This window comes from Reyranella humidisoli (assembly GCF_019039055.1).
Lineage (GTDB): Bacteria > Pseudomonadota > Alphaproteobacteria > Reyranellales > Reyranellaceae > Reyranella > Reyranella humidisoli.
Window position 1 is genome coordinate 1,613,797 of record NZ_JAHOPB010000001.1, and the last position, 24,006, is coordinate 1,637,802.

Annotated in this window: 19 protein-coding genes, 1 tRNA gene and 1 pseudogene; 16 read left to right on the forward strand and 5 right to left on the reverse strand. The window is 62.4% G+C overall.

Annotated features, from left to right (window positions below; translation table 11 throughout):
- Positions 1-88 precede the first annotated feature (88 nt).
- Both KQ910_RS07965 and KQ910_RS07970 read right to left on the reverse strand, forming a co-directional pair.
- Complete coding sequence (locus KQ910_RS07965) at positions 89-1,285, reverse strand: NnrS family protein (protein WP_216958089.1); 1,197 nt, start codon at positions 1,283-1,285, stop codon at positions 89-91.
- Positions 1,286-1,313: 28 nt separating this feature from the next.
- Positions 1,314-2,000, reverse strand: coding sequence for a cyclic nucleotide-binding domain-containing protein (locus KQ910_RS07970; protein ID WP_216958091.1), 687 nt, complete (start codon positions 1,998-2,000; stop codon positions 1,314-1,316).
- A gap of 259 nt (positions 2,001-2,259) precedes the next feature.
- Here KQ910_RS07970 and KQ910_RS07975 point away from each other — a divergent pair, with 259 nt between their 5' ends.
- The 11 genes from KQ910_RS07975 (at position 2,260) to KQ910_RS08025 (ending at position 15,752) form a co-directional block, all read left to right on the forward strand.
- Positions 2,260-5,010: a nitrate/nitrite transporter gene (locus KQ910_RS07975; RefSeq protein WP_304627846.1), complete on the forward strand. Its 2,751-nt coding sequence runs from the start codon at positions 2,260-2,262 to the stop codon at positions 5,008-5,010.
- Between the two features lie 12 nt (positions 5,011-5,022).
- Positions 5,023-8,769 carry a nitrate reductase subunit alpha gene (locus tag KQ910_RS07980; protein WP_216958095.1) on the forward strand — a complete coding sequence of 1,249 codons (3,747 nt, stop codon included), beginning with the start codon at positions 5,023-5,025 and terminating at the stop codon, positions 8,767-8,769.
- A 14-nt stretch (positions 8,770-8,783) separates the two neighbouring features.
- Entirely contained in the window at positions 8,784-10,307 is a 1,524-nt protein-coding gene (gene narH / locus KQ910_RS07985; protein ID WP_216958096.1) for a nitrate reductase subunit beta, read from the forward strand.
- Positions 10,307-11,077, forward strand: a complete 771-nt coding sequence (narJ, locus tag KQ910_RS07990) for a nitrate reductase molybdenum cofactor assembly chaperone (RefSeq protein WP_216958098.1) — start codon at positions 10,307-10,309, stop codon at positions 11,075-11,077. Before narH ends, narJ begins: the two co-directional genes overlap by 1 nt.
- Positions 11,074-11,802 carry a respiratory nitrate reductase subunit gamma gene (narI, locus tag KQ910_RS07995; protein ID WP_216958100.1) on the forward strand — a complete coding sequence of 243 codons (729 nt, stop codon included), beginning with the start codon at positions 11,074-11,076 and terminating at the stop codon, positions 11,800-11,802. Before narJ ends, narI begins: the two co-directional genes overlap by 4 nt.
- A gap of 5 nt (positions 11,803-11,807) precedes the next feature.
- Positions 11,808-12,659: a peptidylprolyl isomerase gene (locus KQ910_RS08000; RefSeq protein ID WP_216958102.1), complete on the forward strand. Its 852-nt coding sequence runs from the start codon at positions 11,808-11,810 to the stop codon at positions 12,657-12,659.
- A 9-nt stretch (positions 12,660-12,668) separates the two neighbouring features.
- The gene (locus tag KQ910_RS08005; RefSeq protein WP_216958104.1) at positions 12,669-13,010 is read left to right on the forward strand and encodes a hypothetical protein; all 342 of its coding nucleotides are present in this window, start codon (positions 12,669-12,671) and stop codon (positions 13,008-13,010) included.
- A gap of 3 nt (positions 13,011-13,013) precedes the next feature.
- The gene (locus KQ910_RS08010) at positions 13,014-13,583 is read left to right on the forward strand and encodes a DUF2478 domain-containing protein (RefSeq protein WP_216958106.1); all 570 of its coding nucleotides are present in this window, start codon (positions 13,014-13,016) and stop codon (positions 13,581-13,583) included.
- Between the two features lie 18 nt (positions 13,584-13,601).
- Positions 13,602-14,075, forward strand: a complete 474-nt coding sequence (locus KQ910_RS08015; protein ID WP_216958108.1) for a hypothetical protein — start codon at positions 13,602-13,604, stop codon at positions 14,073-14,075.
- 19 nt (positions 14,076-14,094) lie between these two features.
- Entirely contained in the window at positions 14,095-14,385 is a 291-nt protein-coding gene (locus KQ910_RS08020; protein WP_216958110.1) for a hypothetical protein, read from the forward strand.
- A 209-nt stretch (positions 14,386-14,594) separates the two neighbouring features.
- Positions 14,595-15,752 carry an acyl-CoA dehydrogenase family protein gene (locus tag KQ910_RS08025; protein ID WP_216958112.1) on the forward strand — a complete coding sequence of 386 codons (1,158 nt, stop codon included), beginning with the start codon at positions 14,595-14,597 and terminating at the stop codon, positions 15,750-15,752.
- On the opposite strand, the gene KQ910_RS08030 is transcribed toward KQ910_RS08025, so the two are convergent.
- Positions 15,740-15,961, reverse strand: coding sequence for a hypothetical protein (locus KQ910_RS08030; RefSeq protein WP_216963985.1), 222 nt, complete (start codon positions 15,959-15,961; stop codon positions 15,740-15,742). The two genes, KQ910_RS08025 and KQ910_RS08030, sit on opposite strands and share 13 nt — an antisense overlap.
- Positions 15,934-16,101, reverse strand: a complete 168-nt coding sequence (locus KQ910_RS27165; RefSeq protein WP_369408372.1) for a recombinase zinc ribbon domain-containing protein — start codon at positions 16,099-16,101, stop codon at positions 15,934-15,936. The genes KQ910_RS08030 and KQ910_RS27165 overlap by 28 nt, the downstream gene beginning before the upstream one ends.
- Before the next feature lie 727 nt (positions 16,102-16,828).
- Here KQ910_RS27165 and KQ910_RS08040 point away from each other — a divergent pair.
- Positions 16,829-16,905, forward strand: a tRNA-Arg gene (locus tag KQ910_RS08040).
- Between the two features lie 183 nt (positions 16,906-17,088).
- Here the strand turns inward: KQ910_RS08040 and KQ910_RS08045 are convergent.
- Complete coding sequence (locus KQ910_RS08045) at positions 17,089-18,228, reverse strand: nitronate monooxygenase (RefSeq protein WP_216958116.1); 1,140 nt, start codon at positions 18,226-18,228, stop codon at positions 17,089-17,091.
- 234 nt (positions 18,229-18,462) lie between these two features.
- Here KQ910_RS08045 and KQ910_RS08050 point away from each other — a divergent pair.
- The 4 genes and pseudogenes from KQ910_RS08050 to KQ910_RS08065 form a co-directional block, all read left to right on the forward strand.
- Positions 18,463-18,760 (forward strand): annotated as a pseudogene (locus KQ910_RS08050) (transposase); the annotation flags it as partial.
- 609 nt (positions 18,761-19,369) lie between these two features.
- Entirely contained in the window at positions 19,370-20,716 is a 1,347-nt protein-coding gene (locus KQ910_RS08055; protein ID WP_216958118.1) for a glycosyltransferase family 4 protein, read from the forward strand.
- Positions 20,717-21,008: 292 nt separating this feature from the next.
- Positions 21,009-21,491 (forward strand): galactosyltransferase-related protein, encoded by a 483-nt coding sequence (locus KQ910_RS27170; protein WP_369408373.1) that lies wholly within the window; start codon positions 21,009-21,011, stop codon positions 21,489-21,491.
- Positions 21,492-21,510: 19 nt separating this feature from the next.
- Positions 21,511-22,179: an NTP transferase domain-containing protein gene (locus tag KQ910_RS08065; protein ID WP_216958122.1), complete on the forward strand. Its 669-nt coding sequence runs from the start codon at positions 21,511-21,513 to the stop codon at positions 22,177-22,179.
- Positions 22,180-24,006: the final 1,827 nt, after the last annotated feature.

The following is a 24,006-nucleotide window of genomic DNA, read 5'->3' on the forward strand; positions in this document are numbered from 1 at the left end:
TACGTGAGAGTTTCAGCAGAGCAGGTCACCGGGTGCGCGCGCCCCGTCGATCAATGATCGCTCGCGCCCCTGATGATAGCCCGTTCGGTCAAGCTGGCGTACGAACCGCCTTGGATGGTTTCCAACATAGGATCGGCGCGTAGAGGAAAGCGAAGCCCAGAAATGCTGCGGACCAGGCGAGGGCCGCAACGGGCAGCAGGGCCTCGCCCCATTCCGGATGCAGTACTGCACAGATGCGCGCGAGCGCCGCGGTGAATGCCACCGCATAGACCGCCTGCAGGGCGGGCGAAGCGACGAGCGCGCGGCCGGTGTGGCCGAGGCTCGCGCGGCTCATGACAGCAAGCGTCATGATGCCGAAGGCGCCGGCCGTCCAGGCATGGACGCCGGCACTTGGCGCCGTGATGCCGAAGGCGGACAGCCCGGCGAGCAGGAAGCCCAGGGGAACGAAGGCGTAGCCAACATGCAACACGAGGACGAGCCTGTCGGAAAAGCTGCGGTAGCCGGCCCAGCGGCAAAGTCGGATGAGATTTAGAGCGGCAGCGGCGAGCAAGCCGACGCCGGTCTGTGCCTCTTCGGGCATGACGACCCAAAGTGCGAGGGCGGCAGTGCTCAGGGTGATGCAGGCGACATCGAAGCGACCGAAGGGGGCCGGCAGGCGGCCGGCTTGGCGCCGCATCAGCCAGTTGCGCGTAAAGCTGGGGATGATGCGGCCGCCGACCACCATGATCAGGACGAGCACCGCCGAGATGCCGAGGCGGGATGAATAGAGCGCGATGCCTTTGAAATGCGCCTCAAGATGGAAGCCCAGGTTCCCGGCTGCGAGCAGGGAGAGAAGTGCGACCATCTTGAGATTTTTCCAATTCTTGCCGGCCACAATCTCGCGTGCCACGGCGGCCGCCATGAGGACCAGGAAAGCGCAGTCCACGACGGTCGTCCCTAGCCAGCCGATACCGGCGGACACGGCGACGGCGTAGCGGCCTGCAAGCCAGACCAGCACCAACCCTGCCAGCGGTAGCCCCTGCAGCGGCATCCGCCCGGTCCAATTGGGGATGGCCGTCAGCAAGAAGCCCGCGACGATGGCCGGCACGAAGCCGAACAGTAGCTCGTGGACATGCCAGTCGCGCGGCGAGAAGGCCGTCGCCAGCGACAGCTCGCCGTAGAACATTGGCAGCCAAGCCAGTACTTCGATGCCGGCCCAGATCGCCCCCAGGAAGAAGAAGGGGCGGAAGCCGTAGGACAGCAAAGCGGGGCCGGCGTAGAGCTTCAGTCGCGGAATCGCAGCCATGGTCCGTCCTTCACAAACGCATCCAATGTCAGTCGCGTCTCTCCGGGCCCCTCAAGGCGCGGGCGCCGGCGAATTCGCGCAGGCGTGCCGGATCGACGATCGTCACCTGGCGGCCTCCACCGCTGATGCCGAGAGGACGTAGCGCGGCGAAGGCGCGCGACAGGCTCTGCGGCGTGATGCCCAGCCGGCCGGCGACGAGGCGCCGGCCTCCCGGCAGCGTTACCGTGACGGGGCCGGTCTCGCGCGGCGCCAAGGCGAGGAGGAAAGCCGAAAGCCGCTCTATTGCGGAGAGTAGCTTCAGATCCTTGATCTGCCCTATGAGCGTACGCCAGTAGCCTGACAGTAGTAGCACCGCTCCGTAGGCCAATGCGCCCGTGGCCCGCACCTGGGCGCGGAACGCCGCGGCCGGCCACATCAGGATACGCCCCTCTTCGAGCATTCGTGCCGTCAACAGGTAAGGCGCATCGAGCACCACTGCCGGCACGATGAAGGCGTCGCCCGCCCCGAAGAATTCCACCAACGCCTCTTCATGGCCGGCCGAACCGAACAAGCCGACGCGACCGGACAGAACGACATGAAGGAACTCCGCCTTTTCACCCTGCCGGCAGAGCGTTGCGCTCGCTGGCAATGTCTGGACGAAGCAGGCGGCCAACATCGCCGCAAGATCGGGTTCGCCCACCTGGGCGAACAAGCGCGAGCGACGGATCAGCGGCATGTCGGTTGTGCGCATAATTGGGCTCTACCTTCTTGCTTTAGGTAGTGGTGCACCCCTCAAAGACAAAGCTCGTTGATCTGGCGCAACCGCAGGCCTTTGCAGAATTACCAAATGGTAACAGGCACTGTTCACAAAAGAGAACATTCGAACGAAGAGTCCCGCCACCCGGGCCGGATTTGACTCAAATCAAATAGTCCGACGCAGCCTGCACCAAAGTTTCCCTCGTGCCGCCAGTGAGTGGCGCAACGGGGAGCATCTGATGCAGCGACCGCCGAGTATCCAGGAAACGGTCCCGGAAGGAAGGGGCGCGGCGCTCGGCATGAGCACCCTCGCCTTCACCGTCTGCTTTGCCGTCTGGACGATCTTTTCCATCATTGGAATTCAGATCAAGAAAGACCTTGGACTCACGGACACGCAGTTTGGGCTGCTTGTGGGCACGCCGATCCTGACCGGCTCGCTGATCCGCCTCATTCTCGGCATCTGGGCCGATCAGTATGGCGGGCGTGTCGTCTATGTCGGCGTCATGGTCGCCGCAGCGATGGCGACCTGGCTGCTCACCTTCGCTTACGACTACCCGACCTTCCTTCTGGCCGCGCTTGGCGTCGGCATCGCCGGTGGCTCGTTCGCCGTGGGCATCTCCTACGTTTCCCGTTGGTACGGGCCAGGCAGGCAGGGCACAGCGCTCGGCATATTCGGTGCAGGCAATGTCGGGGCCGCCGTCACCAAGTTTGTCGCGCCCTTCGTCATGGTGGCCTACGGCTGGAAGAGTGTCGCCGAAATCTGGAGCGGCGCTCTGCTCGTGATGGCCCTGCTATTTTGGTTCACGACCAGGGACGATCCCGCACTTGCGGCACGGCGCAAGTCCGGCGCAAAGCCGGAGCCGATATCGGCCATGCTCGAGCCGCTGCGCAACATCCAGGTCTGGCGTTTCGCTCTCTATTATTTCTTCGTCTTCGGCGGCTTCGTGGCGCTGGCGCTTTGGCTGCCGCGCTACCTGATCGGCGTCTACGGTCTCGACATCACGACTGCCGGCATGATCGGCGCAGCCTACTCCGTACCGGCCAGCCTGTTTCGCATCTACGGCGGTGTCCTGTCTGACAGGTTCGGCGCCCGGCGCGTGATGTACTGGACCTTCGGTGTCTCGGTCGCCGCCTGCTTCGTGATGTCCTATCCGCCCACGCAATATGTCGTGAAGGGTATCACCGGACCAATCTCGTTCACGCTGGAGATGGGCCTGATCCCCTTTACCGCCGTAGCCTTCGTGCTGGGCTTCTTCATGAGCCTGGGCAAAGCCGCGGTCTACAAGCACATCCCGGTCTACTACCCCAAGCATGTCGGCGCCGTCGGCGGCGTCGTTGGGCTGGTCGGCGGATTGGGCGGCTTCGTGCTGCCGATCGCCTTCGGTGCGCTGAACGACCTGACCGGCATCTGGACGAGCTGCTTTATGCTCATGTTCCTCGTCGCCGCCGTCTCGCTGGTGTGGATGCACGTGTCGATTCGCGCCATGGAGCGCCACGCGGCGGGCGAAGCGCTGGGCGGGTTGCCCGAGCTCCCGGAAATGCAGGAAATCCACCGGCCCGAGCATGTCGGCAAGCTCTCGGGCAAGACCCTCGACGACTGGCGGCCGGAAGACAAGGTCTTCTGGGAGCAGACCGGTCGCCGGATCGCGCGACGCAATCTCGCGATCTCGATCCCCGCCTTGCTGCTGTCGTTCGCTGTCTGGATGGTATGGTCGGTGGTCGTCGCCAAGCTGCCGGCGGTCGGCTTCCAGTACACGACAGACCAGCTGTTCTGGCTGGCGGCGCTGCCCGGCGTCTCCGGAGCGACGCTGCGGATCTTCTACTCCTTCACCGTGCCGATTTTCGGTGGACGGCTGTGGACGACCCTCGCGACCTGGTCGCTGATGATCCCGGCGGTCGGCGTCGGGTACGCCGTGCAGAACCCAGCCACGCCCTACTGGATCTTCCTGGTGCTGGCGCTGCTCTGCGGCTTCGGTGGCGGCAACTTCGCCTCGTCGATGTCCAACATCTCGTTCTTCTTTCCCAAGGCGGAGAAGGGCAACGCCCTTGCCCTCAATGCTGGTCTCGGCAACCTGGGCGTCAGCGTCGTACAGTTCATCGTCCCGGTCGTCATCACGACCGGCGTTTTCGGCTGGCTGGGCGGGGATGCCCAGATCGCCCGGGACGCCAGCGGTACGACCAGGCTCTGGCTGCAGAACGCCGGCTTCATCTGGGCGCCGTTCATCGCCGCCTCGGCCTTTGCCGCCTGGTTCGGCATGAACGACATCGCGTCGGCCAAGGCCTCGTTTGCCGAGCAGTCGGTGATCTTCCAGCGTCGACACAACTGGATCATGTGCTGGCTCTACACCGGCACCTTCGGCTCCTTCATCGGCTACTCGGCGGGCTTTCCGCTGCTCGCCAAGACGCAGTTCCCCGAGATCAACGCTCTTCAGTACGCCTTCCTGGGGCCTCTGGTCGGCGCGATTTCGCGCTCGTTGACTGGCTGGGTCGCCGATCGCTGGGGCGGCGGGCGCGTCACCTTCTGGGTATTCGTGGTCATGGCGCTGGGCGCGCTGGGGGTCGTGCACTTCCTCGGCGAGAAGAACTTCGCTGGGTTCTTCGCCATGTTCCTGTTGCTCTTCTTCGCGAGCGGTGTCGGCAACGCATCGACCTTCCAGATGATCCCCGCGATCATGCGCAAGGACATGGACCGGCTGATGCCCGGCGTGTCGGCAGATACGCGCCGCATGCAGTCCGACAAGGAATCGGCTGCGATCATCGGCTTCACGTCGGCGATCGCCGCCTATGGCGCGTTCTTCATTCCCAAGAGCTTCGGATCTTCGATCGCGCTGACCGGCGGCGCATCGCTCGCGCTCTACGGGTTCCTGGCCTTCTACCTGAGCTGCATCCTCATCACCTGGTTCTTCTACACCCGCCGGGGCGGCCTGCTGTTCGACATCGAGCGCGGTTGCGCCGCGGTGTCCGTGCCGTCTGCCCGTCCTGCTCGCTGAAGGATATTAATCATGTCGCATTTCCTCGATCGGCTGACGTTCTTCAAGAAAGTCCGGGAGCCGTTCGCCGACGGCCACGGCATCACCACTGAAGAGAATCGCGGTTGGGAGGATGCCTACCGGAAGCGCTGGCAGCACGACAAGATCGTGCGCTCCACGCATGGTGCTAACTGCACGGGCTCGTGCTCATGGAAGATCTACGTCAAGGGCGGAATCGTCACCTGGGAGACGCAGCAGACCGACTATCCGCGCACGCGCCCCGAGCTGCCGAATCACGAACCGCGCGGCTGCTCGCGCGGCGCAAGCTACAGCTGGTATCTCTATTCCGGCAATCGCGTGAAGTATCCGCTGGCTCGCTCGCGCCTGCTGCGGCTGTGGCGCGAGGCACGCGCCACCCTGTCGCCGGTCGCGGCATGGGCGTCGATCGTCGAGAATCCTGAGAAACGCAAGGCCTACACCAGCAAGCGCGGGCATGGTGGCTTCGTGCGCGTCGGCTGGGACGAAGCGACCGAAATCGTCGCCGCGGCCAATGCCTATACGGCAAAAGCTCATGGACCGGACCGGATTTTCGGATTCTCGCCGATCCCGGCCATGTCGATGGTCTCCTACGCCGCGGGCTCACGCTACCTGTCGCTGATCGGCGGCGTCTGCATGTCTTTCTACGACTGGTACTGCGACCTGCCGCCGGCCTCACCGCAGACCTGGGGTGAGCAGACCGACGTGCCCGAGTCGGCCGACTGGTACAATGCGGGGTTCGTCATCCTCTGGGGCTCAAACGTGCCACAGACGCGCACGCCCGACGCACATTTCTACACCGAGGCTCGGTACCGCGGCATGAAAAGCGCCGTGATTTGCCCCGACTACTCTGAGGCGTCGAAGTTCGGCGACATCTGGCTGTCGGTGAAGCAGGGAACCGACTCCGCGCTGGCCATGGCGATGGGTCACGTGATCCTGAAGGAGTATCACGTCGACAGGCAGGCCAAGTATTTCCGCGACTATGTCCGCCAGTACACCGATATGCCGATGTTGGTGAAACTTGCCAAGCGCGACGGCATGTACGTTCCCGACCGCTTCGTTCGCGCGTCCGACTTTGACGCGTCTCTGGGGGAGTCCAACAATCCCGAATGGAAGACAGTCGCTTTCGATGAAACGACAGGCGATGTCGTGGCGCCACGCGGGTCCATCGGCTTCCGGTGGGGCGAGAGCGGCAAGTGGAACCTGGAGAACAAGGAATCCGCGGGCAGAGACGTGACCCTCCGGCTGTCGCTCGCCGACGTGCGGGATGAGGCGGTGGACGTGGGATTCCCATACTTTGGCAACATCAAGCACGAGCACTTCGCCTCGACGGATCATGAAGGCGTGCTCAAGCGGCGGGTGCCGGTGAAGTCGCTGAAGCTGGTCGACGGCGACGCGTTCGTCGCCTCGGTTCACGACCTGTTCGTCGCCAACTATGGCGTCGACGCAGGGCTGGGCGGGCCCAACGTCGCCGGGTCGCTCGACGACGACGTGCCCTACACGCCGGCATGGGCGGAGAAGATCACCGGCATCTCGCGCGACAAGATCATCCAGGTGGCGCGCGAGTTCGCGACCAACGCCGAGAAGACCAATGGCCGGTCGATGATCATCATCGGCGCAGCGATGAACCACTGGTACCACGCCGACATGAACTATCGCGGCGTGATCAACATGCTGGCGATGTGCGGCTGCGTTGGGCAGTCCGGCGGCGGCTGGGCGCACTATGTCGGCCAGGAGAAGCTGCGCCCGCAGTCCGGCTGGTTGCCGCTCGCCTTCGCCCTCGACTGGGGGCGTCCGCCACGGCAGCAGAATTCGACGTCGGCCTTCTATGCCCACAGCGACCAGTGGCGCTACGAGACGATCAACGTCGGCGACATCGTCTCGCCAACCGCGCCTCCGGGGAAGTGGGACGGCGCGATCATCGACTACAACATCCGTGCCGAGCGCATGGGCTGGCTGCCGTCCGCGCCCCAACTCGAGACCAACCCGCTGCAGGTGTCGCGCGATGCGGCGGCAGCCGGGATGGAGCCGAGGGACTACGTCGTGCAGAAGCTCAAGAGCGGCGAGCTGAAACTGTCCTGTGAGGATCCTGATGATCCGAAGAACTGGCCGCGCAACATGTTCGTGTGGCGCTCCAACCTGCTCGGGTCCTCGGGCAAGGGACACGAATACTTCCTGAAGCATCTGCTGGGTACGACCCATGGCGTGATGGGCAAGGACCTGGGGCAGGAGGGCAAGGCCAAGCCGGCCGAGGCGGTGTGGCACGAGGAGGCGCCGCAAGGAAAGCTCGACCTGCTGGTCACGCTCGACTTCCGCATGTCCACGACCTGCGTCTACTCCGACATCGTCCTTCCCACGGCCACCTGGTACGAGAAGAACGATCTCAACACCTCCGACATGCACCCGTTCATCCACCCGCTGACCGCGGCGGTGGATCCGGTCTGGGAGGCACGCAGCGACTGGGACATTTACAAGTCGATCGCCAAGGCATTTTCGCGTGTTGCGCCCGAGGTCCTCGGCGTCGAGAAGGACGTCGTGCTGACGCCGATCATGCACGACAGCCCGGGGGAGATGGCGCAGCCGTTCGACGTCAAGGACTGGAAGCGCGGCGAGGTCGAGCCGATCCCCGGCAAGACCATGCCCGCCGTCACCGTCGTCGAACGCGACTATCCCAACGTCTACAAGCGCTTCACTTCACTCGGACCGCTGATGGACAAACTCGGCAACGGCGTCAAAGGCATTGCCTGGCCGACAGGGCACGAGGTCGAGCTGCTGAAGCAGTTGAACGGCGTCGTGACTACCGAGGGCCCAACCAAAGGTCTGGCGCGCATCGAGAGCGACATCGACGCCGCCGAAACGCTGTTGATGCTGGCGCCGGAGACCAACGGCGAGGTCGCTGTGCGTGCCTGGGGTGTCCTGTCCAAGACCACGGGCCGCGACCACACCCATCTCGCGTTGCCCAAGGAAGACGAGAAGATTCGATTCCGCGATGTCGTGGCTCAGCCGCGCAAGATCATCTCGGCGCCGACCTGGTCGGGGCTGGAGAGTGACAAGGTCTGCTATAACGCCGGTTACACCAACGTCCACGAACTGATCCCTTGGCGCACGCTCACCGGGCGCCAGCAGCTCTATCAGGATCACCTCTGGATGCTGGCATTCGGCGAGGGCCTGTGTGTCTACCGTCCGCCGCTCGATCTTCGCGCCGTCAAGCCTGTGATCGACCGCCAGCCAAATGGCGAGAAGCAGATCGTGCTGAACTTCATCACGCCCCACCAGAAATGGGGCATCCACTCTACCTACACCGACAACCTCATGATGCTGACCCTGTCGCGCGGCGGTCCCATCGTCTGGCTTAGTGAGGTCGATGCTGCGAGGGCGGGCATCGTCGATAACGACTGGGTCGAAGCCTACAACGTGAACGGCGCTCTGGTCGCCCGCGCCGTCGTCTCTCAGCGCATGAAGGAAGGCACGCTCTTCATGTATCACGCGCAGGAGAAGATCGTGAACGTGCCGGGCTCGGAGATGACCGGCAACCGCGGTGGCATCCATAACTCGGTCACGCGCGTGGTGATGAAGCCGACGCATATGATCGGCGGCTATGCCCAGCAGGCCTACGGCTTCAACTACTACGGCACCATCGGGACCAACCGCGACGAGTTCGTGGTGTTGCGCAAGCTCGGCAAGGTCGACTGGCTCGAACGCCCGCACAAGGACGCCGTTCCCGTCCTCAGCGCCGCCGAGTGAAGGGGAGAAGTATCATGAAGATTCGCGCTCAAATCGGGATGGTGCTGAACCTCGACAAGTGCATCGGCTGTCACACCTGTTCCGTTACCTGCAAGAACGTATGGACCAATCGCGAGGGTATGGAATACGCGTGGTTCAACAATGTCGAGACCAAGCCCGGCATCGGCTACCCGAAGGACTGGGAGAACCAGACGCGCTGGAAGGGCGGCTGGACGCGCAAGCGCAACGGCCGGATCCAGCCCAGGATCGGCTCCAAGTGGCGCATCCTCGCCAACATCTTCGCGAACCCCGACCTGCCTGAGATCGACGACTACTACGAGCCGTTCACCTTCGACTACGAACACCTGCAGAAGGCGCCCGAGCTGGAAGCCTTCCCGACGGCGCGGCCGCGCTCGCTGATCAGCGGCAAGCGCATGGAGAAGATCGAGTGGGGACCCAACTGGGAAGAGATCCTCGGCGGCGAATTCGCCAAGCGCTCCGTCGACGCCAATTTCGAGGGCGTGCAGAAGGAGATGTACGGTCAGTTCGAGAACACCTTCATGATGTACCTGCCGCGACTGTGCGAGCATTGTCTCAACCCGGCCTGCGTCGCGGCTTGCCCGTCGGGTGCCATCTACAAGCGGGAAGAGGACGGTATCGTCCTGATCGACCAGGACAAGTGCCGCGGCTGGCGCATGTGCGTGTCCGGCTGCCCCTACAAGAAGATCTATTTCAACTGGTCGTCGGGTAAATCGGAGAAGTGCACCTTCTGTTACCCTCGCATCGAAGTGGGACAGCCGACAGTATGCTCCGAGACCTGCGTCGGTCGCATCCGCTACCTCGGCGTCATGCTCTATGACGCCGACCGCATCGAGCAGGCCGCGAGCGTGGCTGACGACAAGAAGCTCTACGACGCCCAGATGGGCATCTTCCTGGATCCCAACGACGAGACGGTGATTGCCCAGGCGCGTCGCGACGGCGTGCCCGATGCCTGGTTGGAGGCCGCACGCCGCTCCCCGGTGTGGAAGATGGCCATGGAATGGAAGGTCGCCTTTCCGCTGCATCCCGAATACCGCACGCTGCCGATGGTCTGGTACGTGCCGCCGCTGTCGCCGATCCAGGCGGCGGCCGAGGCGGGCAAGATGGGCATCGACGGTGGCATGCCGGACGTTCGCTCCCTTCGCATCCCTCTGCGCTATCTCGCCAACCTGCTGACGGCGGGCGACGAGGGACCGGTGGCGCGCGGTCTGGAGCGCATGCTCGCCATGCGCGCCTACATGCGCGCCAAGACCGTGGATGGCGTGATCGACGGCGCCGTCGCGGCGCGCGTCGGGCTGAGCCCACAGCAGATCGAGGAGATGTATCACATCATGGCGATCGCCAACTACGAGGACCGCTTCGTGATCCCGACAGCCCACCGCGAGACCGCCGAGGACGCCTATCAGCTTCGCGGCGCCTGCGGCTTCAGCTTCGGCAACGGCTGCTCGTCCGGCGACGACGGGGGCAATCTGTTCTCCGGCGGGAAACTGCGCGCCAAGAATCCGATGGAGGTCGTGTGATGAAGACGCTCAGGGCCCTCGCCGCACTGCTTTCCTACCCGAGCACCGACCTCATCGAGGCGGCCGACGAAATCCGCCAGGTAATCGACAGCGATGGCATCCTGCCATTGGCGGTACGAGGGGAGCTTCATCGATTGATCGATGACCTCGCCGGGGGCGATCTCTACGACCTGCAGGAGCGCTACGGCCTGCTGTTCGACCGTACGCGATCGCTGTCGCTGCATCTCTTCGAGCATGTCCACGGCGAGAGTCGAGACCGTGGCCAGGCCATGGTCGACCTGCTCAAGCTCTACGAAGAGAGCGGCTACACGCCCACCGCGACCGAGCTGCCTGACTTCCTGCCGCTGTTCCTGGAGTATGCGTCGACGCGTCCGCCGCAGGCGGCCATCGAGCTGATCGGCCAGCCGGCCAACGTGATCGCGGCCCTCAGGGAGCGCCTGGCAAAGCGGAGTTCGCCTTACGTCGCCGTGATGTCTGCGCTGCTGGCGATTTCGAAAGCCAGGCTCGATGAGAAGGCGCTGGCGGTGCTGCGGGCAGAACCCGATCCCGAACCGGACGATCTCGAGGCATTGGACGCAGCCTGGGAAGAGGAGGAAGTGACCTTCGGTCCGGGGGCTGCCGACGCGAAGGGTGCGTGCGGCGTCGAGGGGCTTTCGACCCGGCTGCGCGCGGCCATGCGGCCGGCCGAAGGTGTCGCACCGCCTCTCGCTCATGGAAGATCGACTGGGCGTCACGCCACGGCGCCCTCCAACCCGGGAGTCCGGTCATGAAGGACTACGTCTTCCATCTCCTGTTCGTCTGGTATCCCTACATCTGCCTGACGATCTTCCTGCTCGGCAGCCTGATCCGGTTCGACCGCGAGCAATACACCTGGCGCGCCAGCTCCAGTCAGATCCTGCGCAAGCGTCAGCTCGCCTGGGGCTCCAATCTGTTCCATGTCGGCATCCTGTTCCTGCTGCTGGGGCATACAGTGGGTCTGCTGACGCCGACCTGGCTCTACACGCTCTTCATCACCGTCGAGCACAAGCAGCTGATCGCCGTCGCCGCCGGTGGCATTGCGGGCGTCGTCTGCTTCGTCGGCCTCACCATGCTGCTGCACCGTCGCCTGTTCGATGTCCGCATCCGCGCAAACAGCTCGGTGATGGACATCGCCATCCTGGCGATCCTGTGGCTCCAGCTCTGTCTCGGCCTCGCCACGCTGCCGTTCTCCTTCGCGCATTCGGACGGGTCGGTGATGCTGATCCTGTCGCACTGGGCGCAGGGCATCGTGATCCTGCATCCGGTCGACGCCAGGCCATTGCAAGGCCTCGACTGGCCCTACCTCACGCACCTTGTGTTGGGCATGACCCTGTTCCTCGTGTTCCCATTCAGCCGCCTGGTGCACATCTGGTCGGCACCGGTCTGGTACCTCGGCCGTCGTGGCTACCAGGTCGTGCGTCGGCGGCGTCCCCTGTCTGAATCGGGTCGACCTGTCTCTCGTCAGCCGGCGGAGTGAAAGCGATGAGCACCTCTCAGTCGGCCGCTGCACCGCACCCGGCCCGCCGTCGCTTCACCCGACCGGTACCGGTCAGCGTCAACGGCGTGGTCATCCCGAGTGCGGCCATCGCTCGCGAAACCCAGCATCATCAGGCCTCCGATCCCGACCAGGCCTGGATGCTGGCGGCTCAGGCGTTGGCAATCCGCGAATTGCTGTCGCAGGAGGCCGAAAGGCTCTCGATCGTGGCCGAGCCGATCGATGACGGCGAGGGCCGCCGCGAGACGCCGCACGAGGCGCGCCTGCGCGCCCTGATCGAGCGTGAGGTGGTCGTGCCAAGCGCCGATGAAGGCGCATGCCGGCGCTACTACGACGCCAACATCCGCCGCTTCCGCTCACCCGACCTGTTCGAGGCTGCCCATATCCTGTTCGTGGCGGCACCGGATGACATTGTCGCCCGCGACGCAGCCCGAGAGTCCGCGATGGCACTGGTCGCCCGGCTGGCGGAGGAACCCGCCGGTTTCGCCGCTGCAGCCGCCGCGCACTCGGCCTGCCCGTCGTCGAAGCAGGGCGGCAATCTCGGCCAGGTCAGCACGGGCCAGACCGTTCCCGAGTTCGAGATGGCGTTGCGCGGCATGGTTCCAGGGCTGGTTCATCCCGAGCCCGTCGAGAGCCGCTATGGTCTGCATGTCGTGCGGCTCGACCGCCGCGTCGACGGCGAGGTGCTGCCGTTCGATCTCGTCCGGGATCGCATTGCCGATTACCTCGACGAGGCGGTCCGCCGCCGCGCCCAGCAGCAATACGTATCAATCCTGGCCGGCCGCGCCCAGGTCGCCGGTGTCGATCTCGCCGCCGCGCGCGGCCCGCTCGTTCAGTAGGAGGCGGCCATGGTGCTGGGCGAGGTTCTGGAACGACTGGGCGATGAGACTTTCGCCGCCGGGACGCTGGTGGCGCTGGAGGATCTCAACCTGATGGTCCGGGTCGAGGCGGCCGGCCGGCCGTTCGGGGAGGGAATCGGAGAGTACGCCGCCGGGGCCTCGCGCCGCTTTGCACAGCTCGCTTCCGACGACGATTGGCTCGCCCTCATGACGGCGCTCGAGCGCGCCGACGATGCCGGCACGGCCTGCCTGAAGCACATGCTCGAATGGTCGCTGCGCCACGACGCCCACAGTGCTGACGGCGGTGCAGATGGGGGCTGTGGCGGCCAATGCACCTGTAAGGGGAGTTGAACGATGTCCGACGTGCTCATCGCCGCGCTGGCCTATGCCGACGGCGTCTATCCTGATCGCGTGATGGCCCGCGCCATCGAACCGTTGCGCGAGCGCGGCATTGCCCTGGCGGGCGCGCTGCAACTGGAGTCCACAGGCATGGAGGGCCGGCACCCTTGCGATATCGTCCTGCAGGATCTCTCGACGGGCGAAGTCACGGCGATCGCCGAAGATCGCGGCCGGGAGGCGCGCGGATGCCGGCTCGATGTCGGCCTCCTGACCGATCTGGCCGAGGCCGTCACCGCGAGCCTCCGCCTTGAGCAACCGCGTCTTCTGGTGGTCAACAAGTTCGGCAAGATCGAAGCCGACGGCGGCGGCCTGCGCGGCGCGATCGCCGAGGCGGTCAGCCAGGGCATTCCGGTCCTGGTCGGTGTTCCGGCGCGCAATCTCGACCGCTGGCGCATCTTTGCCGGACCGCTCGCGGTGGAACTGCCGGCTGACTCTTCCGTGATCGCCGAGTGGCTCCAGGCGCATGGCCTGCCCGTCGCGCCGGGCGTCGGCGTGCGGGATGCCGGTACGCTGCGGCGCGGCTAGCAGCGCGGATGACATGAGATGGACGATCTCACGCTCGCGCGGGCGGTACATGTCCTGGCGGTGATCCACTGGATCGGCGGTGTCGCCTTCGTAACCGCGGTAATCCTGCCCGCCTTCGTTGTCTTCGAGGAGCCATCGCGGCGCCTGGCCCTCTTCGAGGCGATCGAACATCGCTTCTCCACCCAGGTGAAGGTTTCGGTTCCCCTGGCTGGCTTCAGCGGCGCCTACATGGCGTGGCGTCTCGACTTGTGGGGCCGGTTCCTCGAACCGGCCGGATGGTGGCTGGCGGCAATGGTGCTTGTCTGGGTGCTGTTCATGACGCTCCTCTTCTTGGTCGAGCCACTGGTGTTGCGCGGCCCTTTCCGTCGCCGGGTCGCTGCCGATCCGGCCGGCACATTCCGGATCATGCACCTTGCACACATCGTTCTGCTCGCGATGGGCATGGGGGTCGCGGCAGCGGGTGTGCTTGGCGCCCACGGGCTGCTGGGTTGAGGCCGCAAAGGAACAGGAAATGTCGGCACTGGCCCGCCTTGCGTCGCGCTTCCTGGCGGCCGCGACGATCGTCATCGCGTCCGCCAGCTGCACGTCGACCCAACCGGCGTCGCCTCGCCTGTTGGCGCGTTGCACGCAGCTCTACATGCTCTGGTTTAGGTACGAACAGCACACCACGTTCCATCACACGGGACAGCAGGCACAGGCTGAACTTGCACTCGATGATTGCAAGCAAGGCCGTTACGACGCCGGTCTTCAGCAACTGGAAAAGATGCTGCGGCGCGGCCAGGTTCCCATTCCTCCTGAGTGATGTCTCCCGGAGCGACCGTCGTCGGCCAACGGAGGGATTTGAACCGGAGGGCCTCCGAGCAACGGTGCGGGCCACGCGGGCCAACGGACATTGCGTCGTCTCTCCGTCCGGGACGTCCTCTTCAAACGTGCCGGGTTGAGGCACATCAATGCGCGCTTGCCGCGGAACTGGCCCGCTTGTCTGGCGGGAACGCAAGGGAGGCGGCGGTGATGGAAACTCCCCACGAGCATGGCGCGCTCCAGGAGACGGTAAGGCGGTTCGTCGAGCAGGAACTGATTCCCCTAGAGAAGACGATGCTGGCGCGCGAGGCCGGCGGCGGAGAACTCCATTTGACCGCGGCCGAGTCGGCGCCCCTTCTGCAGAAGTGTCGTGAACTGGGGCTTTGGGGCCTCGATGCGCCGGCCGAACTGGGCGGTGCCGACCTGTCGACAACCGCACTGATGCTGGTGCAGCAAGAACTGAGCCGCACCGTTATTCCTTTCTCTTTTCCCCCTGAATCCCCGGTTCTGCGTCTGCTGCTGGCGGTGGCGAACGAGGACCAGCGCGAGCGTTATCTGACGCCATACGCCGAGGGGAAGCTCCGCTCCGCCACGGCGATCTCCGAGCCGGGTGCCGGCGCCGATCCCGCGGCGATGGCCACGCGCGCCGTACAGGACGGTACACATTGGGTCCTCAACGGTCGCAAGCTCTGGGTGAGCTACATGCCGCAGGCGGATTTTACCATCGTTCTGGCCCGCACCGCCGCAGGTAGAGATCATCGCGGCATTACCGCCTTCATCGTCGACCGTGACACGCCGGGCTTCCGCATTGAGCGCGAGATTCCCATGCTCGGCGGTCATCGCACCTACGAGATCGCGATCGAGGATTGTCGCATACCGCACAGCCAGGTGCTGGGCGAACCCGGCAGCGGCTTCGCGCACATGCAGCTTCGGCTCACGCGTCGCCGACTGCTGATGGGCCCGATGTGCATTGGCATGGCGCGCCGGGCGCTCGACATGATGTGCGATCACGCCAAACAGCGCACCACTTTCGGCGTCAGGCTCGCCGACCGCCAGGCCATTCAGTGGTGGATCGCCGACGCGGCGATCGCGATCCATGCTTGCGAGTTGATGGCACTGGACGCCGCGGTCAAGCAGGACGCCGGCCGTGATGTCCGCACCGAAGCTTCAATGATCAAGGTTTTTGCCACCGAGATGGCGAGCCGGGTAATCGACCACGCCATGCAGGCTTTCGGCGCTATGGGGATGACGAAGGAAATGCCCCTGCAGCTCATGGCGCAAAAGGTGCGGACCATGCGCGTCTACGAAGGGCCGACCGAGGTGCACCGCATGGTGGTCGCCCGCCGGCAGTTGGCTCAGGGACGATGAGCCCAGAGCGCGGGGGCGGCGCCGGCGCCGCCATCGCCAGCCTTTTCGTCCGCTACGAGGGGCGCGATGTCGGGACGGAGCTTTTCGCGCTGACCCGCGCGACCCTCCTTCGCATGGACCATGTAACCCTGCAGCAACTCGGCCAGCCGGTCCGTTGCGAACAGTTGCTCGGAGAGGTCCCCTAGAACCATGTCGTCGAGGCGGTCCATACGGATGCGCCGGCCGGGACATGCGGTCTGCCCTGCTTCATTGCTTGGGAGCAGCTGTAGTACCGATAGGTGCCACCCTTGCCAGTGTTGGGGATCATTGCAGAGCCGCAGCCGCCACAGCGGACGACCGATACCAGCATCGTCGGTCCGTTGACGTTGCGCGGAGCGATGAACTTGGGCGCTCGCACGTGAAGCACAGACTGGGCTCGATTGTACTTCTCTTAGCGACCATCGGCGGTACGTCGAGTTCGACCAACTGCGAAAGGGGACGCTTCTCGAGGGGGCGGCTGTCGGTCCGGTTGAAGTGATGTCGGCCGCAGTACGTGGAACTGGTCAGCAAATGGTCGCCTCTTCATGGGGGCGTAGATCGGAACAGCAGCGAACCGGATGGGTCCCGTGGCCCGCAATCCGCCCCCTTCAATGGGCGCGCTCGGGCTGTAAGGCTTGAGCTGCGCCCGCATCTTAGGCCGTGGAATCGATTCCAGGCGCGAACCCGAAGGGGACGAATCGTCAATTGGTCGAGACAGTTCAAGCAATCACGGCATCAACGGATTGAGCGTTCATGCGACCTACTCGGGCACGCACGATCGCGTTGAAACCGAAGATGCTCGCGTCGCCCTTGCTTGGCGACGGAGCGCAAAAGCAAGCGCGCCACAAGCCGCCTCGCGCTGCTCGTGGCGGCAAGCGTATCAGCACGGCCTGGCCGCTCTGCGCCAGGGTCGCCTTCTGTAGAGAGAAACGAGAACAAAGTCCCTGACGAATGTCCCTGACAAACGCAGTAGCGCTGTGGACGGATCGCCCGCGTTGATCGAGTGAACTTCGGAATATCCTGACAGAGCGCTCTTATTTTGCTAGTCCTCACGCCACGTCCCCGTAGCTCAGCCGGATAGAGCAGCGGTTTCCTAAACCGGAGGTCGGAGGTTCGAATCCTCTCGGGGACGCCATTTCGCCTAAGCCCTTGAGCTCCTTGAATCAGCGAAACATTTTCCGCTTGTGCCGCGCTTAGACAGCAGTCGGCCGTCGCCATGTCTCGTTTCCTGTTGCATCCTGCCTCACATTGCCCGCCCGCCAAGCGGCGCTGACTGCGGGCGCGCAGCTTCCGGGCGGTCGTTTATCGGGTTCCGAGCCTAGGTTTCGAGCGTGCCCGCCAGGCGCTGCGCGGCGTCGGCATAATCCTTCATGAAATCGTAGACGACCGAACGCGCCGACTGTTCCGTGTTCATGAGGCCGACCGCCTGGCCGACATAGTAGGTGGCAAGCCGCTGGGCTCCCTCATGACCGCTGGCGGCAAGCTTGTCGATCCTGGCCAGCGCCGGTCGGCTGATGAGGCCTTGTAGCGGCATTGGCAGCGGATCGGGGGCGCTCTCGCCGTGCCAGCCGTCGGTCCAGGCCGACCTGAGCTGCCGTGTCGGCTTGCCGGTCCGGCTGCGCGATCGCACGGTGTCGCGGGAGGTCGCCGCCAGCATCTTCTTCTTCACCGTCGGGGTCGTCTCGGCCTCCGCCGTCGTCAGCCAGACCGAGGCGGTCCAGGCGCCGGCGGCGCCCATGGCCATGCACGCCGCCATCTGCCGCCCGGTCGCGATTCCTCCGGCCGCCAGCACGTCGATGTCCTTGTAGTCCTCAATGGCCTGCAGCACCTCGGGCACCAGCACCATGGTCGAGACCTCGCCGCAGTGCCCGCCTGCCTCGGTGCCTGCGACCACGAGAATGTCGACCCCGGCCTTGGCGTGCTTGATCGCATGTTCCTTGGCGCCGGTGAGGGCGCCCACCAGGATGCCTTTGTCGCGGGCGCGCTTCATGATCGACGGCGGCGGCACGCCCAGGGCATTCACGAACAGCTTGATGGGATGGCTGAAGGCGACGTCGAGAAGGCGAGCCGCGCCGTCTTCCCGCATGTTGTCCGTATAGTCGTGGCCGCCTTGCCCGGCAGACCACAGATCGGCGGTATCGATGCCGTGCTGGGCGAGCAGGCCGGCGACATGTCGGCGATGCTCAGGTGGCACGCGGGCCTCGAGGTCAGCCGCCGTCAGCCCGCCCTCCTTGTCCTCCATCTTGTTGGGAATCAGCAGGTCGATACCGTAGGGCTTGCCGTTTACGTGCTCGTCAATCCATTTGAGATCGATTGCCAGGCTCTCCGCGGTGTGGGCGACGGCGCCCAGCACGCCGAAGCCACCGGCATTCGACACCGCGGCCACGACGTCGCGGCAATGGCTGAAAGCGAACAGGGGAAACTCGATTCCAAGTTTCCTGCACAAAGCAGACTTCATCCGACGTTTCCCTCAGGTAAGAAATAGAGGCGGCCGAGAAAGCCACGAGTTGGGGTTGGACGGGCGCACCTGAGGTGGCCCGGCACAATTTCCCGGGTGGGCCCGTGACGCCATGTCCGCGACCGACACGCTGGGCTCGCCAAGAGTGCCATCTGCGAGGCATTGTCACGGTGATGCTCGCGGGACGCAAGAAGCCAGCGTCTTGAATTTGACCAAGCGCGCGTTAGCCGAGCCAGCAACCCGCGCGTCGTCTCGGCCCCCATCACGACCTTGGCCCAGTACGATGCTGAGTAGGCCAAGGCCCAGTGGCGCCGCGTCGCCGACCAGCTCAGGCCAAAGGTGCGAAAGTTCGCAACACTCATGGACGATGCCGCGCCCGACGGTCTCGGCCTCCATGACCTTCCCGCCCCAGCACCGCAGCAAGTTGCACAGCGCCAACCCGCTGGAACGACTGAATGGCGAGATCAAGCGCCGCACAGAGGTCGTCGGCATCTTCCTCAACGAAGCCGCCATAACCCGTTTCGTCGGCTCAACCCCGCGCTCGTCTTCATGAGCGACGATCAGCTACACCACGCTTCGGGACACGATCGCCTGGGGCCCGCAATTCCTGTCGAAATGCTCCTGCAAGGTGCAAGAGTAGATGACTATCGAATCCTGGAAGTCCTTGAGTTCAGAGGAAATTCAGGACGACTGACCAGTTTTCTCCTTTGACCACCCCGGCACGCCATCTCACTACAATGCATGCCTGCTTGAATTTAGATAGATCATAATTCTGTTGTCGACCCCGTTCTACCTCGGATTGGTATGATTCCTTGGCAAGCGACGGGCCTGTGAACGGACTGACCAAAAAGGGAAGAAAGTGGGCTTATGAAGCCGCGATCCCAGTTGATGTTCGCGAGAGCTTCAACGGTAAAAAAGAAGTTCCAAAAGGTGTTCGATACTCAAGACGAGGTACGTGTAGAATGCCCGCGCCACGCTACTTTGCGTAAGTTAGATTAGTGTTGGCACCCAAGGCCCGCTATGATGCGCGCAGAGAGAGTGAATTAGCAGAGAAACGATGCGCCCTCGACTTTCACTCCATGCGTTCGAGCCTTCGAACTTCGTCAGCCTCGAGCGAACACGACGTCACTACTTGCGAGCAATGTCGGCGAAATATGATCTGTCGTCAGATGAAGAGGCGAATGCAGACGCTTCTGCGCATGTGTTCTTCGCGGGTAGCAATCGAATTCCCCTGCGTTCAGATAGCCCGCCAATCATCGTGCCGTTGCATGGCGGCGCCACGCTAAGCAGCGGGTTTCTCAAGGAGCAGCTTCCGCGTTTGCGTTTTTGTGACCGCATCATCGCAAACTGCTCGGCGGACGTTGATTGTTTAAGACTGCTCCACCCCAGAGCACACTGCATCATAAGAGTTCTGCGGTTGCCCGTAGATTCCAGCGTCTTTCGTCCGATCTCAAAGTCCTTCGCAAAGGAGCAACTGGGTATCCCGCAAACCCGATTTGTGGTGGGTTTGATCGGCCGCCTCATTCCACAGAAAGGCATACATACCTTCATTCGCCTAATATCGCAGATGCGGGATCGAAACCCGCAGCACGACATAATGGGAATCATCGTTGGCGACTTCATTGCGTCTTATCCGGTTCTACCCTATCGATCTAGCTCAAACTACAAGCGCCACATCCTCGGATTGATCGAGCGCGCAAAGCTTAAGCGACACATACGGTTGATTGGTGGTCGGGACGTCAACGATACCGTACTTCGAACAGTTTATTGCGCCATGGACGTTTACGCGCAGCCAAGTCAAACCGTTGATGAGAATTTTGGCTATGCTGCTGTAGAAGCGATGGCTTGCGGAACTCCAGTAATTGCAACCGAGTATGGTGGGCTTAGAGACACTGTCGCTCACGGCGAGACCGGCTATCTGATTCCGACTTGGGCGACCTGCGGCGGCTTAAGATCAGATTGCAATGCCGCAATCCACTACATGGAGAGACTTCTCGACCCTCGACTTCGCAAAGCAATGGGCGTCGCCGCTCTCGCCAAGTCGAGGAAAACCGGCTCACTCGCTAGCTTTCAACGTCGTCTAGTAGCGATCATTGATGAAGCCGTTGCACACCCGTCAAGACGACGGCTGGGAAATTCACCGCTTGGTCCCCTTGCCCGTGCGAAATCACTCTTGCCTCGTAGTGAACCTGATTGGTCGACGATCTATCCAATGTCAGCGGCGTACGGCCTACAAGTTCCGAGCGTCAGGGGAAAAAACCGAGAAATTAGTCTCGCAGGTAAGTTTAGGGTTTCCAAAGATGGGAGAGTACAATTGCTCGACCCGGCGTGGCCCGCGACTGCTTCTCTCGAAAGAAGAGAACTAGAAATATTGCGAAAACTACGCAGTGGCGCGGATGCGCATGAATTGGTTGCTGCTTATCCAAGGCATTCAGTTAACAAACTAATTAACCTCGGCTTTATCGTCGTGAACCGACGGTGGTCATAGCGTGATCCCTGATCTGGACATTCTAATCACGTGCGATGCAGCGTGGAATGTTGGTGAAATGCTCCGCAGCAATCAGCGAGCTTTTGCAGAGGCTAAGGCCAACGTGACAGTAGTGGTTGTGGATCGTAAGGCCCCGGCCACTCCTCCAGGCCCAGCTCATAGAGTAATTTTTGTACGACAACCGCGGTTCAAGAAGGCGCTGGGCATCAACGTTGGCGCTCTTCATCTCAAAGGCCGGTACATGCTAATTCTTGATGCGGACATTCTTGTTTCGCGACGTACTCTCGCTGCGATGAAGGCCGCAGTGATTGGCGGTCGCTTTGTCACCGTGAGAAAAGTCAAAGATCCAACGTCGAGGCGACACCAGCCAGCCGACTTCTCTTACGTTGTCGAATTTCCCGACCAACCAGTCAGAGTTACGTCCCTCCGCCGTTACTCCGATGGTGCCCGGAGCGGGCCGGGCCTGATCATGCTCCGCCGAGAAGACTTTATCAGAGTGGGTGGAATGAGTTCTGATTTGTATGGTTGGGGCTGGGAGGACATCGATTTGCTAGTGCGACTACAAAAGGCCGGCCTGCGGCGCCGCACCATCGGTCAAGTACGCCACCTCCGCAGCTCAGTCATCACTAGTACAGCGCTCATCAAGCGTCAGTTGAGTGAAAGGCGTAATATCATGCGGTGCATCAAGAGGTACCAAACAGGGAACTCTCAAGGGTCCATTAGCACTGACATGGCGAATGTGCGCGATCGGAAAATACATGTCGCAGCGGCCTAAACCTCCGCGCGTTTTCCTCATGGCTCAAGGCAGTCAAACGCGAATGCGGGGTCACATTGACGGCCCCAAGCAATTATTAAGACTCGGCAGAGGAACTTCCATATTGGGACGAACGGTTAGTCTACTGCGCCAGTCCGGCATCCACGACATTTTGGTTGTTGCATGCTCTTCGCCCGCCTGGGCCCGTTTTTGTGAAACATATGGCGTGGCCCTTCTCAGCTTGGATGAACCGGGCGACACACTGCTGGACGGCATCTATCGCGTTCGCAAGCACTGGTCCGAAACGGCCGCCAACATGTTCATAATGGCCGACGTAATTTTTTCGCGACGCTGCTCTAAACTTCTGATCGCCCCAACCAACTGGTACTTCGTTGGGCGCATAGGCCCCAATGAGCTTACCGGACGTCCGTGGGATGAGCTTTTTGCATTTGCATGCGCCTCGAACCGGGTAGCCGATCTACGCAGCCTACTGCGCAAGCCTTCGGTCCGACGGCGGCAATGCAGCGCTACCGGCTTTGGAAAGTTGTGGTCGCTCTACCAACTGATCAAGGAAACTGAACCTCGCCGGTTGAAATTCAGCGATCCAAAAGATTTTACCGATGATATCGACACACCTGACGACCTGAAAATGTTGCCAATCCTTGCTCGCGCAGTCGCCAAAGAAGCGCAGCGCGAAACTACTTGCTGAACGTCGGCCTAGCGCAACAAGGCGCTTATTGACGATGCCGTCGCATGAACCAGTTGGGAGATAGCTTGTCGCTGTGCAGCAAAGGCGTCTTTGGGGAGCTGTAGACAGGCGCGTCCTAGGCCCCCTGCCCAGTGCTGATCAACCTCAAAGCCTGACGGAGCCTCTGCTAAATGCGATGCAAGCCCCTGAAACCATCTCACAAGCCGCTTTGAGTAAGGCAACTCGAGGTGAAGCTCCACGGTGACTGCTTGCTCAATCGCAATCACCTCGTAGTGCACGTAAGGCGGCCAGCCGAGGGGCTTTATGCTCACATAGTCTCCTTCCCTCGCCATCTCGCATCCTGGAAGCAGGTCAAGGAACGTTTGGGCCGCGACTCGTAGGGGGGCGGGCAGTGTGAGGCACACGGTAGAGCCGGGGGAAAAGTTTGACTCTAGTCCCAACATGTACGCTTTCGAAAAAGCAGTGGTCGCTTTCGCGGGTGGTAGCTTGTCGGGCCAACCGAACGCCGATCCCGATCGCTTTAGCGTTAGTGCACGCCGCAAGTGAGCTATGGGACCTAACCACCATTTCCACTGGCTCAAATTTCCAGCATCGTTTCCCGTCAGCAATTGCGACGCAACTCTGAGCAGTCGACGCCTCGGAGTTCTGCCCCAGCTAAGTTTTGGCATTTCGCATAGCCGAGCGATCTCAATAAGCTCGAGTGCGTGCGCCACCAAAGAGAAGTACTGGAGCGGTAATGAGCTCCCAATAGAAGACAGTCTCAGTGCGGGCTGACTACCATAGCGATTGTCGAATATTGCAAGCCTGGCATTCACAAATTCCAATTTTTCGGCCACCCTACACTGGGCGCGCTTCATGATGCGCGACGTAGGTGAAGTGCCTCTAGCACCCAAACAAAGCGCTTCAGCGAGATGAAAGCCCCAACAGAAGCCGATTCTCGAATCGAGCCCCTCGTCACACATTCGCATCAAGCTGGTGAAGCTACAGCTCTCGGTCCCCAAATAGATTTTCTGATTGGCTCGCGGCAACAAACACGCCGCGGCTATCGCCACATGACCTAAGTCTTCTGCGCCAATCCCAGGCAGATCGCGGGAAGAAAAAACGATCTCAGAAAGTGACAACCCAGTCGGCATAACTAGCTCGCTCGCATCAACCCCTCCTAGGGCCGCGTACGCGAAGCATTGCCATGGGTGTTTTTCCGAAGTCTTTCCTTCGGCATGCCGACTGTTATGCCGAAACCGTAGGCGCAGGCTATCGGCCCCCCGTGCTTCAAGGAACGCAGGCAGCTTATCGAGCCAAGTTTTCTCACCAAATTGATGGTTGCCTAATCCAACCACCAAGTGCGCAAATTCCGAGATTTCCAGAGTGTGAGCCAAGACAGGCTCTCGTCTCTGAAACCATCTATTGGTCTGATTGAGCAGCGCGCGCCGCGCTGCGATCGCAGATACTTCTATCTCTTGGCCTTCGATTTCCGAGTCATGATGACATCAGCAATGAGCTCACTCTCATTGAGATCTGCCTCAAAAATAAACTCTGAACAACCTTGGGCAGCGCAGCCTAGAATCGTTACTGGCCCCGCCAAATTAAGACGTACGATTGCTTTTCTCGCGGGCTGCCGAGCACCGACTTTAATACGCTTCGCCATTAGACGGTTCTCCCCATTGTCTATTCCCATGAGCTAGCACGGGATATATTCTCGCGCAATACGTGCGTGTTTGTGCCGACCTACATGCGTATCCGGCGCGAAGTGCTTAAGCTTATGGGCTAGGGTTCGAGGCAGCCGGCTAGGGTCGACCGGGTCGTGGACAATGCGGCCGTGGCAGCCAA

Coding starts and splice junctions, on each gene's coding strand:
- KQ910_RS08055 (WP_216958118.1), top strand. CDS start 19,370: ATGTCGGCGAAATATGATCTGTCGTCAGATGAAGAGGCGAATGCAGAC.
- KQ910_RS08000 (WP_216958102.1), top strand. CDS start 11,808: ATGAGCACCTCTCAGTCGGCCGCTGCACCGCACCCGGCCCGCCGTCGC.
- KQ910_RS27165 (WP_369408372.1), bottom strand. CDS start 16,101: ATGCTGGTATCGGTCGTCCGCTGTGGCGGCTGCGGCTCTGCAATGATC.
- narH (WP_216958096.1), top strand. CDS start 8,784: ATGAAGATTCGCGCTCAAATCGGGATGGTGCTGAACCTCGACAAGTGC.
- KQ910_RS08015 (WP_216958108.1), top strand. CDS start 13,602: ATGGACGATCTCACGCTCGCGCGGGCGGTACATGTCCTGGCGGTGATC.
- KQ910_RS08010 (WP_216958106.1), top strand. CDS start 13,014: ATGTCCGACGTGCTCATCGCCGCGCTGGCCTATGCCGACGGCGTCTAT.
- KQ910_RS07970 (WP_216958091.1), bottom strand. CDS start 2,000: ATGCCGCTGATCCGTCGCTCGCGCTTGTTCGCCCAGGTGGGCGAACCC.
- narI (WP_216958100.1), top strand. CDS start 11,074: ATGAAGGACTACGTCTTCCATCTCCTGTTCGTCTGGTATCCCTACATC.
- KQ910_RS27170 (WP_369408373.1), top strand. CDS start 21,009: ATGAAGGCCGCAGTGATTGGCGGTCGCTTTGTCACCGTGAGAAAAGTC.
- KQ910_RS07975 (WP_304627846.1), top strand. CDS start 2,260: ATGCAGCGACCGCCGAGTATCCAGGAAACGGTCCCGGAAGGAAGGGGC.
- narJ (WP_216958098.1), top strand. CDS start 10,307: ATGAAGACGCTCAGGGCCCTCGCCGCACTGCTTTCCTACCCGAGCACC.
- KQ910_RS07980 (WP_216958095.1), top strand. CDS start 5,023: ATGTCGCATTTCCTCGATCGGCTGACGTTCTTCAAGAAAGTCCGGGAG.
- KQ910_RS08030 (WP_216963985.1), bottom strand. CDS start 15,961: ATGGACCGCCTCGACGACATGGTTCTAGGGGACCTCTCCGAGCAACTG.
- KQ910_RS08025 (WP_216958112.1), top strand. CDS start 14,595: ATGGAAACTCCCCACGAGCATGGCGCGCTCCAGGAGACGGTAAGGCGG.
- KQ910_RS08045 (WP_216958116.1), bottom strand. CDS start 18,228: ATGAAGTCTGCTTTGTGCAGGAAACTTGGAATCGAGTTTCCCCTGTTC.
- KQ910_RS08065 (WP_216958122.1), top strand. CDS start 21,511: ATGGCTCAAGGCAGTCAAACGCGAATGCGGGGTCACATTGACGGCCCC.
- KQ910_RS07965 (WP_216958089.1), bottom strand. CDS start 1,285: ATGGCTGCGATTCCGCGACTGAAGCTCTACGCCGGCCCCGCTTTGCTG.
- KQ910_RS08020 (WP_216958110.1), top strand. CDS start 14,095: ATGTCGGCACTGGCCCGCCTTGCGTCGCGCTTCCTGGCGGCCGCGACG.
- KQ910_RS08005 (WP_216958104.1), top strand. CDS start 12,669: ATGGTGCTGGGCGAGGTTCTGGAACGACTGGGCGATGAGACTTTCGCC.